Origin of the sequence: Streptomyces cylindrosporus (genome assembly GCF_022698165.1) — a bacterium.
Taxonomy (GTDB): Bacteria; Actinomycetota; Actinomycetes; order Streptomycetales; family Streptomycetaceae; genus Streptomyces; species Streptomyces cylindrosporus.
The window spans coordinates 654482-667555 of sequence record NZ_JALDAY010000004.1 but is presented as its reverse complement, the minus strand read 5'-3'; the positions used below and the strand labels follow the sequence as shown (position 1 = coordinate 667555).

The window sequence follows — 13074 nt, the reverse complement described above, 5'->3', positions numbered from 1 at the left end:
GCACTGTCATGGCCAACACCGAAACCGCACTGAAAGAGGCACTCGCCTCCATCGAGGGCGCCACCGGCGTCGCACTCGTCGACTACACCAGCGGAATGGCGCTGGGCACGATGGGAGGCAGCAAGGGCTTCGACCTCAACGTCGCCGCCGCCGGCAACACCGACGTCGTCCGCGCGAAGATGCGCACCATGGAGCACCTCGGCCTCAAGGGGCAGATCGAGGACATCCTGATCACCCTGACCGACCAGTACCACCTGATCCGCCTGATCAGCGGCCGCGGCGGCAACGGCCTCTTCCTCTACCTGGTGCTCGACGCCAAGAGGTCCAACCTCGCGATGGCCCGCCACCAGCTGAAGACGATCGAGGCGGACCTGGAGGTCTGATCTCAGAGGTCTGACCTCAGACGAGCGCCGCGGTGCGGCGTCGCGTGCCACCCGGGGCCGCGTCGCCCGCCGCGATGCCCGTGCTGCGGTACGCCTTGACCGCCTTGCCGGCCGGGCGGCCGCCGTTGCCGGCGAGCCAGTCGACCCGCACCCACAGCAGCGCGTCCTCGGCCCGCTCCCGCCGCCCGAGCCAGGCGGCCTTCAGCCGCAGCCCGGTCCCCGCACCGGCGAGCAGCATCCCGCCCGCGGCCGGTACGGCGAAGGAGGAGCCCAGCGCGACCACGAACGCGAGCAGCAGCCACCAGCGGTGTCCGCGCCGCCAGTTGCGCACGCTGACCGCACGGTCCTGCAGCACGTCGTGCCGGCCGGCGCGGGCGGCCGAGCGGGCGAGTCGCGTGTAGCGGCTCCGTCGCGTGTACGACACGACCGCCGCGGCGACGATGAACAGCGCCGCTCCGGCCATGACGCCGATCCGCCGACCGGTGACACCCGGCACCAGCACCCCGACCCCCGCCGCGAACACCCCGGCCCACCACAGTGGTGCGGCTCCGGCCCGTACGACGACGGCCACCCGAGCCAGACCCTGCGCCCTGCCTTCTCCGCGTGCCACGTCCGTCTCCCGTCTCACGTGTGTTCGGCATCCGTGAGACGCACGCTAACGAGCCAACGTGAGACGAGTCTGAAAACGGCCGCCTGCTCGGCCTGCTCGGCCTACTCGACGAACAGCCCCCGTGCCGCCGCCCTCGCGTCGAACTCCTCCAGGCGGGCCTGCGCGTCCGGCAGGTCGTCGCACATCGCCTCCAGCAGCACCCGGCCCAGCAGCATCGGCGCGCAGGCGGTGTCGAAGGCGAGCCCGGTGCCGACGGCGGCGGGCAGCAGCAGGTCGGAGACCTTGGCGACCGGCGCGAAGGCGGAGTCGGCGACGGTGACGACCGTCAGGCCGGCCTCCTTGGCGAAGGCCAGGGTGTCCACCACCTCGCGCGGGTGCCGGGGCAGGGCGAAGCAGAGCAGGGCGGTGGCGCCCGCGAGCACGGCGGCCTCGATGCGGTCGTGGATCATCGTGCCGCCCTCGTCGAGGAGGCGGACGTCCGGGTGGACCTTGGCGGCGAAGTAGGAGAAGCCGTAGGCCTGGGAAGCGGCGGCGCGCAGGCCGAGGACGGGCAGGGGGCGGGAGGCGGCCAGCAGCCGGCCCGCCTTCCGCACCGGCCGGGGGTCGGCGAGCAGTTCGGCGAGGTGCCGGAGGTTCTCGATCTCGGCCTCGACGGCCTGCTGGTACTCGTTGTAGGAGCCCGCCTCGGCCGACTGCTCGGCGGGCGCGACCTCGCGCAGGTGCTTGCGCAGTGCCGGGTAGCCGTCGAAGCCGAGGGCGACGGCGAACCGGGTCACCGAGGGCTGGCTGACCCCGGCCAGCTCGGCCAGTTCCACGCTGGACAGGAACGGCACGTCGGAGGCCCGCCGCACCATGCTGTGCGCGATCCGCCGCTGGGTGGGCGTCAGTCGATGCCCCTCGAACAGCGCCTGGAGCCGCGCGGCCGGGGTGTCGATCACCCCGGGACCCACCGCCGGGCCTCCGCTCACGCCCGCCTCCGCACCGGAACCCGCTCCCGTGTCCACGTGCCCGCCCCTCTCCGCGCCCGTCACTCGCTCCCCCTCCAGATGTCCGTGAACCGGTCGAGGAGGGCGGCCGCCTTGGCCACGTCCTCCGTGAGCGGCCGGTCGGCCTGTTCCTCGTCGAGCACCGACTCGGCGAGCTCCAGCGCCCGGCCCACCGGGAGTTCCGGATCGGGCCGGAGGTCGCGCTGGCGCAGCGCCCGTACGGCGGCGACGAGTTCGCAGCCCACGACGAGACGGTACGCGCGGCAGGCGCGCAGTGTCTGACGTGCGGCGAGCGAGGCGAAGCTGGCCTGTTCCTCGACGCCCCGGGAGAGTACAGCGTGCCCGAGGGAGGCGGGAGCCGAGAACGCGCGCAGATCCCCGAGGGCGGCCGCGGCGGCGTACTCCATGATCATCACGCCGGAGGAGGCGGGCTCGGCGTCGGCGAGGAAGGGGCGCAGGCGGGTGAAGGCGGGCTCGTTCAGCGTCGAGAGGCGAGAGGTGGACAGGCGGGCCACCTGGGTGAGCGAGAGCCTGAAGTGGTCCAGGGCGAGGGCGAGTTCGGCCTGGTAGAAGCCGCCGTGGTGGTACGCGGCCATGTCCTCGGGGGAGATCAGGGGGTTCTCGGCGGCCGCGTTGATCTCCATGGCCAGCACCTCCTCCAGGGCGTCGGCGGCGTCGTGCGCCGGGCCGTGGATCTGGGGCAGACAGCGGAAGCCGTACGGGTCCTGGATACGGCCGAGCGGCGGGGTGGGCCGGTCGGCGGCGCCGATCAGCTCCCGCATCCGACGGGCGACCCTGGCGCTGCCCCGGTGCGGCCGGGCGGCGTGCACGGGGGCGGCGTACGCCTCGTGCGACCCGTCCACGGCCAGCAGGGACAGCGCACCGACGACCTGGGTGGCCTCCACCAGACCCCGCAGTTCGTGCAGGGCGAGCGCGGACTGGCCGAGGGTGAGGGCGTTGGAGCTGATGAAGGCGAGCGCGTCGTTGTTGTCGAGCGGCTGGGGCTTGGGGGCGCCCTCCCCCGACCAGGGGTGTTCTCCGGCCAGCGCCAGTCCCGCCTGGGCCAGCGCCGCGATGTCCCCCGTCCCCACCGAGCCGAACTCGTTGACGACCGGGTACGCCCCGCTCTCCAGCGCCTCGCACAAGGCGGTCACGACGGTCGGCCGCAGGCCCGCGCCGCCCGCCAGCAGCTGGTTGGCGCGCACGGCGAGCATCGCCCGCACCTGCCGGGCCGGCAGTTCGTCGCCGATCGCGCCGGCGTGGCTGCGCAGCAGTCGCAGGCCGTGTTCGGCGGCCGCCTCGGTGGGCACCGGCTCGTTCCGGTTGGCGCCGACGCCGGTCGAGCGGCCGTAGACACGCCCGGTCGCCGCGATCTGCCGGGCCGCGTCCCAGGACTCGGTCACCCGCTTCATCGCGTCGGTCCCCGGCACCGGCCGCGCGCTGCCGTCGGCGAGCCGCACGACGTCCGCGATGCCGAGGCCGATCCCGTCGAGGACGACGAGCCCTGTGTGGACGGAATCGGGCGTGTCCACGATCCGAGACGACATCAAGCCCAAACCCTCCTCAATACGGACATTGGATCTTGCTCTGTGGTCATCCGTTACCTCGGATTAACACCGAACCGTTGACAAGCTATTCAGATACCAAGAACTCTGCATGACGTTATACAGCCGGGCAAGGGACAACTCATGATCCAGTTCGATGCGGTCCACAAGCGCTTCCCCAACGGCACGACAGCAGTCCACGACCTCACCCTCCGGATGCCGGAGGGCGGGGTGACCGTCCTCGTCGGATCCTCCGGTTGCGGCAAGACGACCACCCTCAGGATGATCAACCGGATGGTAGAGCCGACCTCGGGCACCATCCGCGTCGGGGGCAAGGACGTGACCCGGCAGGACGCCGCCGAGCTGCGCCGCTCCATCGGTTACGTCATCCAGCAGGCGGGCCTGTTCCCGCACCGCACGGTGCTGGACAACATCGCCACCGTGCCGCTGCTGCTCGGCCACGGCCGCCGCAGGGCACGCGCGAAAGCGGCCGAGCTGCTGGAGACCGTCGGCCTCACCGCCGAGGCCGGCAAGCGCTACCCGCACCAGCTCTCCGGCGGCCAGCAGCAGCGCGTCGGCGTGGCCCGCGCCCTCGCCGCCGACCCGCCGGTGCTGCTCATGGACGAGCCCTTCGGCGCCGTCGACCCGGTGGTCCGCACCCAGCTCCAGGACGAACTGCTCAGGCTCCAGAAGGAGTTGAGCAAGACCATCGTCTTCGTCACGCACGACGTCGACGAGGCCGTACGGCTCGGCGACCAGATCGCGATCTTCCGCACCGGCGGCCACCTCGTCCAGTGCGCCTCCCCCGCCGAGCTCCTGGCCCGCCCGGCCGACGACTTCGTGGCCGACTTCCTCGGCGCCGAGCGCGGCCTGAAGCTGCTCTCGCTGAAGACCCTCGCCGGGGTCCCGCAGGGCCCCGCGCCGGAGGGCGAGGCATGGACCCTCGTACTCGACGCGGCGGACAAGCCCCTGCACTGGGCGTCGAAGGACGGCGCGGAGATCCCCGTACGACCGCTCAAGGACGGCGACTCCCTGCTCGCCGCACTCGACGAGTCCATCGCCTCCCCCACCGGCCTGGTCGCCCGCGTCGACGCCGCGGGCAGGCTCACCGGCGTCACCTCCCGCGACGACATCCACCGGCATGCGGGCCAGGCGCACTCGGAAGCGCGGGTGGCCGCATGACCATCGACTGGTCGTGGATAGGCGACCACACCGACGACCTCACCTCGCTCACGCTCTCGCACCTCCAGGCGGCCATGACCGCCGTCTTCCTCGGCGTCCTGATCTCGCTCCCGCTCGCGGTCGTCGCCCACCGGATCCGCCCCCTGCGCGGCTTCCTGCTCGGCGTCTCCAACGTGCTCTTCACGATCCCGTCGATCGCGATCTTCGTCCTCCTGCTGCCGGTCAGCGGCCTGACCCGCACCACCACGGTCATCGGCCTGACCGTCTACACGCTGGTCGTGCTGCTGCGGAACACCGTCGAGGGCCTCGACTCGGTCCCCGCGAAGACCAAGGAGGCGGCCAAGGCGATGGGCACGCGCCCCCTGCGCACGCTGCTCACCGTCGAGTTCCCGCTCGCGCTCCCCGTGATCATGGCGGGCGTCCGCATCGCCACGGTCATGTCGATCTCCCTGGTGTCCGTCGCGACCTACATCGGCGACGGCGGCCTCGGCCAGCTCTTCACCGACGGCTTCCAGCGCAACTTCCCCACCCCGGTGATCGCCGGCGTGGTCCTCACGATCCTGCTCGCGGTGGTCGCCGACGCGCTGCTGGTGGCCGTGCAGTACGTCCTGACCCCGTGGCGGCGGAGGCGAGCCTGACATGTACGAACTCTTCAAGAACCTCGGCACCTGGCTGACCAGCGGCGCCAACTGGTCCGGCTCGGACGGCATCGCCCACCGCCTCGCCGAGCACCTCCAGTACTCGCTGCTCGCCACCCTCATCGCGGCCGCGATCGGCCTCCCCCTCGGCCTGCTGATCGGCCACACCGGCAAGGGCGCCTTCGTCGCCATCAACCTCGCGTCCTTCGGGCGCGCGCTGCCGACGGTCGGCCTGGTCGTGCTCGTCTTCCTGGCCGGCGGCCTGTCGATGCTCCCGGTGTACGTCGCCCTGGTCGCCCTCGCGGTCCCGGCGATCGTCACCAACACCTACGCCGGCATGACGGCCGTCGACCCGGAGGTCCGCGACGCCGCCCGCGGCCAGGGCATGCGCGGCCACCAGGTGCTGTTCCAGGTCGAGTTGCCCCTCGCCCTCCCCCTGATCATGACCGGCCTGCGCCTGGCGCTCATCCAGGTCGTCGCCACGGCCACGATCGCCGCGTACGTCTCCTTCGGCGGCCTCGGCCGCTACGTCTTCGACGGCCTCGCCCAGCGCGACCTCGTGCAGGTGCTGGGCGGCGCGGTGCTGGTCGCCGTGGTCGCCGTAGCCCTCGATCTGCTGCTGTCCGGCCTCCAGCGCTTCCTCTTCCGCCACCGCACCGCCTAGGGACTCTCCGATGAACCGACGCACTCTCCTCGGCGGCCTCTTCGCCGCGGCATCCGTCCCCGCCCTCTCCGCCTGCGCGAGCGGCATCACCTCCCTCGACAGCCAGGGGAGTTCGTCCGGTGGGGGCGGCTCCAGCAAGGGCGGAGTCACCATCGGCACCGCCAACTTCACCGAGAACCAGGTGCTCGGCTACCTGTACGCGGCCGTCCTCCGGAAGGCCGGCGTGAAGGTCAAGGTCCGCCCGAACCTCGGCACCCGCGAGATCGTCATCCCCGCGCTCAAGGCCGGTGACATCGACCTGCTGCCCGAGTACCAGGGCGCCCTCCTCAACTACCTCGCCCCGAAGGACGACTCCGCCGAACCCGGCACCATGCAGAACGCCCTCACGCTGGCCATGCCCAGCGGCCTCCAGGTGCTGCCCTACGGCCAGGCCGCCGACTCCGACTGCTTCGTCGTCACCCGCGAGACCGCCAGGAAGTACGGCCTGACCACGCTCGCCGACCTCGCCAAGCAGAACGGCAAGCTGGTCATCGGCGCGGCGCCCGAGGTGAAGAAGCGCCGGGTGGGCGCGATCGGGCTCAAGGAGGTGTACGGCGTCGAGTTCAAGGAGTTCAAGTCGCTCGACTCCGACGGGCCACTGGTCAAGGGCGCACTGAAGAAGGGCGACGTGGACGTGGCGAACCTCTTCACCACCGACACGGACATCGCGGCCGACGACTGGGTGGTGCTGACCGACCCGAAGAACCTGATCCCCAGCCAGCACATCGTCCCGCTGATCGCCGACCGCGTCGCCGACGACACGGTCCGCAAGGCGCTCGCCAGGATCGGCAACGTGCTGACCACCGCCCAGCTGACCGAGCTCAACCGCCTGGTCGACAAGGACAAGAAGGACCCCGAGGACGTGGCGAACGACTACGCCAGGCAGCACGGGCTGGCTTGATCAAGAGGGAGTATCCCCGGGGCGATGATCTGACGACGAATCGACCAAGTGTCGTTAAATGCATACACAGAGTCACAAGTCGGGTGCTTACGGTGATGGTGCGCCACCCGCACCGCACCTGAGAGAAGCTCATGGCCTCGAACCGCAGGGCCCTCCTGACGGCCACCGCCGCCCACCCCCCGACAAGCGCCCGCGCCGCCCTGGCCGAGCTGCTCGCCGGCAACCGCCGCTACGCCACCGGCCACTCCCGCCACCCCGACGAGGAACTCCGGCGACGGCACACCCTGGCCACCGCCCAGCACCCCTTCGCGGTGGTCGTCGGCTGCGTCGACTCGCGCGTACCGCCGGAGCTGGTCTTCGACCAGGGCCTCGGCGACCTGCTGTGCACAAGGACGGCCGGCCAGGTCCTGGACGAGGCGGTGCTCGGCTCCATCCAGTACGGCGTCGAGGAGCTGGGCATCCGCCTGGTCCTGGTCCTCGGGCACGAGCGCTGCGGGGCGGTGGCGGCCACCCTCGACCATCTGCGCACCGGCGCGCCCGTCCCCGGCCACCTGGAACTCCTGGTCGACGAGATCGCCCCGGCCGCCCGCCGCACCCACGCCCTGCCCGGCGACTGGGCCGAACACACCATGCGGGCCCACACGGCCTGGGTCCGCGACGCGATCCGCGCGGACCCGTCCTTCACCCCGGCACACGTCACGGCGGCGAGGTTCGACCTCGACACGGGCCTCGTCTCGCCGCTGCCCTGAGCCCGGCGAACCCCCTCCCCGACAGGGGGGCTATCCCCAGTGCGGCAAGCGCTCCGGCTGCCTAACGTGGTGTCCCATGACGATGGGGACGGAGACCACGATGGACGCGCGGGACGCCGAGCTCAAGAAGGAACTCAACGCCACCCTGCAGGCCCGCAGGGAGCTGGGTGAGGAGTACGAGTCCGCGCTCGTCGACTCGTTCCTGGAGAAGGTCGACGCGCGCATCGACGGCGCGGTCGAGCGGCGGGTGCGGCGGCAGATGGCCGAGCAGCAGATGGTGGTGGCCCGGGGTTCGCGGGCGCCGAAGGCCACCGACTCCTGGAGCGAGCGCTTCGGCTTCGGCATCGTGACGCTGGTCCTGGCGATCCCGCTGTCCGCGATCGGCGGCGGCATCGCCCACCTGCCCGGCCTGTTCGTCACCTGGGCCGGCATCGTCGGCGTCAACGCCTTCCAGGCGGTGCGCGCCAACCCGAACCTCTTCACCGGCCGCCACCACCGCCGCCAGGCCAAGGACGGCGACCGCTGGGAGGAGTGACCTCCCAGGGCCTCCGGGGCCTCCGGCGCCTCCCGGGACCTGGGGGGGACCTCCCGGGACCTCCCGCCGCCGTCACGCCTGCCGGGTGGGCAGCGCCACGATCTGCCGCAGGTTGACGTGCCGGGGGCGGCTGGTGACGTAGGCGACGAGATCGGCGAGGTCGCCGGCCGCGAGGGTGCCCATCGCCTCGACCATCCCGCCGACCTGCTCGCGCAGGCCGTCGTTGTCGATGTGCGAGGCGAGCTCGCTCTCCGTCAGCCCCGGCTCGATGTTGGTGACCCGCACGTCACGCGGCCCGAACTCGCCCCGCAGCAGCGCCGAGAGGTGGGTGACCGCGGCCTTCGTCGCCCCGTACACGGCGTAGTTCGTGAAGCCGGTGACGTGCGCGCCGATGGACGAGACGTTCACCAGGTCCGCGCTGCGGCCCTGCGCGGCCGCCTCCGTCAGATCCTTGGCGAAGGCGCCGATCACCCGCAGGACGCCGGTGACATTGGTGTCGATCATCCGCTGCCACTCGTCGACGCGGGCGTCCTCGATCGGGTTGGGCAGCATCACGCCGGCGTTGTTGACGACCAGGTCGACGGTCCCGTACGCCTCGTGGATCCGCTGCGCGGCGGCGTCCACGGACGCACCGTCGGTCACGTCGGCGACCACGGCGAGCGCCTGCCCGCCGTCCGCCCGGATCTTCCCGACGACGGCCTCCAGCCGCTCGGCCCGCCGCGCCAGCAGAGCGACCTTCGCGCCCTGCGCGGCCAGCGCGACGGCGACGGCCTCACCGATCCCGCTCGCGGCTCCGGTGACGACGGCGGTACGGCCGGCCAGGTTCTCGTACGACATGAGTACTCCTCGGTGGGAAAGTCGCCCGGTGTCTCCCGGCGACGTCCACCACCCTGCGCCGCCCGGCGCGGCCTACCCAGGGATGAGCTTTTCCTGGGTCTGGCAGAACCAGGTTGGAATCCCGCCGCTCCCCTACGATCGAACTCATGGACGGGGACCTCGGAGATTTCCTGCGCTCGCGCCGCGCCCGCATCCAGCCGGAGGAGGTGGGGCTGGCTTCGCACGGCCGCCGCCGCGTGCCCGGCCTGCGCCGCGAGGAGGTGGCGCAGCTGGCGGGCGTGAGCGTCGACTACTACATCCGCCTTGAGCAGGGGCGCGGCCCGAGCGTGTCGGATGCCGTACTCGACGCCATCGCGCGCGTACTGCGCCTCGACGAGACCGAGCACGCCTATCTGCACGCGGTGGCCCGCCCCCGCCGGCAGGCCGAGCGCCCGGTGACGCCACGCGTCCGGCCGGGCGTCCAGGCCCTGCTGGACGGCATGGAGCGCACGCCGGCCCTGGTGATGGACCGCCGTATGACCGTCCTGGCCTGGAACGCCCTGGCCAACGCGGTCTTCGGCTTCAGTGATTCGGCGCCCCGGGCCCGCAGCATGCCGCGTCAGGTCTTCCTCGACCCCGCCGCCCGCGACCTCTACCCGGAGTGGCAGGCGGTGGCCGCGCAGACCGTGGCCCACCTGCGCGTCCTGGCCGGCCATCACCAGGACGACCGTGAACTGACCTCGCTCGTCGGCGAACTCTCCCTCAAGAGCGAGGACTTCCGCCGCCTGTGGGCCGACCACCAGGTCAAGGAGTGCGCGTACGGCGTCAAACGCCTCCGCCATCCTGTGGCGGGCCTGCTGACGCTCCCGTACGAGAGCCTGGCGCTCCCGGGCGACGGCGACCAGACGCTGCTCGTGTACACACCGGAGCGGGGGTCGGAGACAGCGGAGAGGCTCGCGCTGCTGGGCAGCTGGGCCACCACGGGCGCGTAACAAGGAGCGCGTGGGAAGGATTGTGCGCGGGGACCGCCGCACCCCCGTTACCGGGGGGCGGGACGACGGCGGTCCCCGCGAGGGACGCTGACCGGGTCAGGGCCGGGTCTCGCGTCCGGCGTCCATGGAGGTCCGGGAGCCGCTCCGGAGGTCCTTGGACGTTCGGTGCCGGCTCGGGCGGGGAGCCGCTCCCGCCCTGCCGACACCCACTAATGTGCCGGACCCGTGTTAAGCGTGTGCTGCGTGGACGTGACACGCTCGTACCACTTCCGCGAAGTCACGAACCCTGATGATCACCGCAAGTTCGACACGTCCACGGCCCGTTCACCGCATGTTTGCCGCTACTTCCCGCCCTTGGCCAGGAAGGCCAGCAGGTCCTGGCGGCTGATCACGCCCGTGGGCTTGCCCTCGACGAGGACGATCGCCGCGTCCGCCGCGCCGAGCACGGACATCAGGTCGCCGACCGGCTCGCCGGAGCCGACCTGGGGCAGCGGGGGCGACATGTGCTTCTCGAGCGGGTCCTCCAGGGAGGCCCGCTTGGCGAACAGGGCGTCGAGCAGCTCGCGTTCGACGACCGAGCCGACGACCTCGGCGGCCATCACGTCGGGGTGGCCGGCCCCCGGCTTCACGATCGGCATCTGCGAGACGCCGTACTCCCGCAGCACCTCGATCGCCTCGCCGACGGTCTCGTCCGGGTGCATGTGGACGAGGGAGGGGATGGCGCCGTGCTCCTTGTCGTTGAGGACGTCGGCGACGCGGGCGCTGGGGCCCTCGTCCTCCAGGAAGCCGTAGTCGGCCATCCACTCGTCGTTGAAGATCTTGCTGAGGTAGCCGCGCCCGCTGTCGGGCAGCAGGACGACCACGACGCCGTTCTCGTCCAGCCGCTCCGCGACCCGCAGTGCCGCCACGACCGCCATGCCGCAGGAGCCGCCCACCAGGAGGCCCTCCTCCTTGGCGAGGCGGCGGGTCATCTGGAAGGAGTCCTTGTCGGAGACGGCGACGATCTCGTCGGCGACCGTGCGGTCGTAGGCGGTCGGCCAGAAGTCCTCGCCGACGCCCTCGACCAGGTACGGCCGTCCGGAGCCGCCGGAGTAGACCGAGCCCTCGGGGTCGGCGCCGATCACCTGGACCTTGCCGTCGCTCGCGTCCTTGAGGTAGCGGCCGGTGCCGGAGATCGTGCCGCCGGTGCCGACGCCCGCGACGAAGTGGGTGATCCTCCCCTCCGTCTGCTCCCACAGCTCGGGGCCGGTCGAGTGGTAGTGGGAGAGCGGGTTGTTGGGGTTGGAGTACTGGTCGGGCTTCCACGCGCCCGGCGTCTCACGGACCAGCCGGTCGGAGACGTTGTAGTACGAGTCCGGGTGCTCGGGGTCCACGGCGGTGGGGCACACGACCACCTCGGCGCCGTACGCCCGCAGCACGTTGATCTTGTCGGTGCTCACCTTGTCGGGGCACACGAAGATGCACTTGTACCCCTTCTGCTGTGCCACGATGGCGAGCCCCACGCCGGTGTTACCGCTGGTCGGCTCGACGATCGTGCCGCCGGGCTTGAGCGCGCCGCTCTCCTCCGCCGCCTCGATCATGCGCAGGGCGATGCGGTCCTTGACCGAGCCGCCCGGGTTGAAGTACTCGACCTTGGCCAGGACGGTCGCCTTGATGCCCTTGGTCACGCTGTTGAGCCTCACCAGCGGGGTGTTGCCGACGAGGCTGATCATCGAGTCGTGGAATTGCACCGTTGTCTCCGGATGCTGCAAAAGAAGTGGTCGTGATGGTCCCGCCAGACTACGGCCCGCGAGGTTCGTTCACTCCACGTTGAGATTGGTGGACGGTCTGTACGGGGCAAGGAGTGGATGTACGGCAACGAGGAGGTGGCGGCGGCGCATGACGAGCATGTCGAGGGCACGGGTGGCCCGGCGGATCGCGGCCGGTGCGGCATACGGGGGCGGCGGGATCGGGCTGGCCGGTGCGGCCGCCGTCGGTCTGCTGCTGGCCGAGGCGCAACTGGCCAAGCGCCATGTGGGCAACGGCAACAGCGGCCGGGTCCCGGTGGCGGACGGCCTGTACGGCACCGCGTACACCGTCCCCGACGAACCTCCCCTGCGCCTGACGATGCTCGGCGACTCCACGGCCGCGGGCCAGGGCGTGCACCGGGCGGGCCAGACGCCGGGCGCACTGCTGGCCTCGGGCCTGTCGGCGGTGGCCGAGCGGCCGGTGGAACTCCACAACGTGGCCCTCCCGGGGGCCACGTCCGACGACCTGGACCGCCAGGTCGCGCTGGTGCTGGCCGACCCGGCCCGGGTGCCGGACGTCTGCGTGATCATGATCGGCGCGAACGACGTCACCCACCGCATGCCGGCCACCCGCTCGGTCCGCCATCTCTCGGCGGCGGTACGGCGGCTGCGCACGGCCGGCGCGGAGGTGGTGGTCGGCACCTGTCCCGACCTGGGCACGGTGGAGCAGGTCGGGCAGCCCCTGCGCTGGCTGGCCCGCCGGGCCTCCCGGCAGCTGGCGGCCGCCCAGACGATCGGCACGGTCGAGCAGGGCGGCCGGACGGTGTCGCTGGGCGATCTGCTGGGCCCGGAGTTCGAGGCCAACCCGCGCGAGCTGTTCGGGCCCGACAACTACCACCCCTCCGCGGAGGGCTATGCGACGGCGGCCATGGCGGTGCTGCCGACGGTCTGCGCGGCCCTGGCGCTGTGGCCGGCGGAGGAGGAGCGGCCGGACGTGTCCCGGCGCGAGGGCTTCCTGCCGGTGGCGCGGGCGGCGGCGGAGGCGGCCTCGGAGGCCGGTACGGAGGTCGCGGCGGCGATGCCGACGGGTCCGCGCGGGCCCTGGGCGCTGCTCAAGCGGAGGAAGCGGCGCCGGGTGCAGGAGCCGGAGCCGCGGGCGGCGTCGGTTCCTTCGACGCAGAGAACGCCCTGAGCGGGGTCGAGCGGACAGGCAAAAAGCAAGCGCTTAGAAAACTGCGGCCAGGGTCACACCGCCACCCACGTGACCCTGGCCATACGTACGGGTAACTTCCCAAGCAGCCCTGCCTG

Annotated in this window: 14 protein-coding genes; 9 read left to right on the top strand and 5 right to left on the bottom strand. The window is 71.9% G+C overall.

The window, feature by feature from the left end; translation table 11 throughout:
* The first annotated feature begins 8 nt into the window (after positions 1-8).
* Positions 9-383: a hypothetical protein gene (locus tag MQP27_RS15955; RefSeq protein ID WP_242765804.1), complete on the top strand. Its 375-nt coding sequence runs from the start codon at positions 9-11 to the stop codon at positions 381-383.
* A gap of 16 nt (positions 384-399) precedes the next feature.
* Here the strand turns inward: MQP27_RS15955 and MQP27_RS15950 are convergent, their stop codons facing one another.
* From MQP27_RS15950 to MQP27_RS15940, 3 genes are all read right to left on the bottom strand, one after another.
* Positions 400-993: a hypothetical protein gene (locus tag MQP27_RS15950; RefSeq protein ID WP_242765803.1), complete on the bottom strand. Its 594-nt coding sequence runs from the start codon at positions 991-993 to the stop codon at positions 400-402.
* A gap of 101 nt (positions 994-1094) precedes the next feature.
* Entirely contained in the window at positions 1095-1961 is an 867-nt protein-coding gene (locus MQP27_RS15945; protein WP_242765802.1) for a MurR/RpiR family transcriptional regulator, read from the bottom strand.
* A 59-nt stretch (positions 1962-2020) separates the two neighbouring features.
* Positions 2021-3526 (bottom strand): aromatic amino acid ammonia-lyase, encoded by a 1506-nt coding sequence (locus MQP27_RS15940; protein ID WP_242765801.1) that lies wholly within the window; start codon positions 3524-3526, stop codon positions 2021-2023.
* A 141-nt stretch (positions 3527-3667) separates the two neighbouring features.
* Between MQP27_RS15940 and MQP27_RS15935 the strand changes: the two genes are divergently transcribed.
* From MQP27_RS15935 to MQP27_RS15910, 6 genes are all read left to right on the top strand, one after another.
* A complete protein-coding gene (locus tag MQP27_RS15935) occupies positions 3668-4705 on the top strand; it encodes an ABC transporter ATP-binding protein (protein WP_242765800.1) in 1038 nt (345 codons plus the stop codon).
* Positions 4702-5343: an ABC transporter permease gene (locus MQP27_RS15930; protein WP_242765799.1), complete on the top strand. Its 642-nt coding sequence runs from the start codon at positions 4702-4704 to the stop codon at positions 5341-5343. The genes MQP27_RS15935 and MQP27_RS15930 overlap by 4 nt, the downstream gene beginning before the upstream one ends.
* Position 5344: 1 nt before the next feature.
* A complete protein-coding gene (locus tag MQP27_RS15925) occupies positions 5345-6007 on the top strand; it encodes an ABC transporter permease (RefSeq protein ID WP_242765798.1) in 663 nt (220 codons plus the stop codon).
* A gap of 10 nt (positions 6008-6017) precedes the next feature.
* Positions 6018-6947, top strand: coding sequence for an ABC transporter substrate-binding protein (locus MQP27_RS15920; protein ID WP_242765797.1), 930 nt, complete (start codon positions 6018-6020; stop codon positions 6945-6947).
* A gap of 131 nt (positions 6948-7078) precedes the next feature.
* On the top strand, positions 7079-7696 hold the full coding sequence (locus tag MQP27_RS15915; RefSeq protein ID WP_242765796.1) for a carbonic anhydrase: 618 nt from the start codon (positions 7079-7081) through the stop codon (positions 7694-7696).
* 100 nt (positions 7697-7796) lie between these two features.
* Positions 7797-8231, top strand: a complete 435-nt coding sequence (locus MQP27_RS15910) for a hypothetical protein (protein WP_242765897.1) — start codon at positions 7797-7799, stop codon at positions 8229-8231.
* Positions 8232-8303: 72 nt separating this feature from the next.
* Here MQP27_RS15910 and MQP27_RS15905 read toward each other — a convergent pair whose 3' ends face one another.
* Positions 8304-9068 (bottom strand): SDR family oxidoreductase, encoded by a 765-nt coding sequence (locus tag MQP27_RS15905; RefSeq protein ID WP_242765795.1) that lies wholly within the window; start codon positions 9066-9068, stop codon positions 8304-8306.
* 146 nt (positions 9069-9214) lie between these two features.
* Between MQP27_RS15905 and MQP27_RS15900 the strand changes: the two genes are divergently transcribed.
* Positions 9215-10039 carry a helix-turn-helix transcriptional regulator gene (locus MQP27_RS15900; protein ID WP_242765794.1) on the top strand — a complete coding sequence of 275 codons (825 nt, stop codon included), beginning with the start codon at positions 9215-9217 and terminating at the stop codon, positions 10037-10039.
* 341 nt (positions 10040-10380) lie between these two features.
* Here MQP27_RS15900 and MQP27_RS15895 read toward each other — a convergent pair whose 3' ends face one another.
* On the bottom strand, positions 10381-11769 hold the full coding sequence (locus MQP27_RS15895) for a cystathionine beta-synthase (protein WP_242765793.1): 1389 nt from the start codon (positions 11767-11769) through the stop codon (positions 10381-10383).
* A gap of 148 nt (positions 11770-11917) precedes the next feature.
* Between MQP27_RS15895 and MQP27_RS15890 the strand changes: the two genes are divergently transcribed.
* Positions 11918-12958, top strand: coding sequence for an SGNH/GDSL hydrolase family protein (locus MQP27_RS15890; protein WP_242765792.1), 1041 nt, complete (start codon positions 11918-11920; stop codon positions 12956-12958).
* Positions 12959-13074 lie beyond the last annotated feature (116 nt).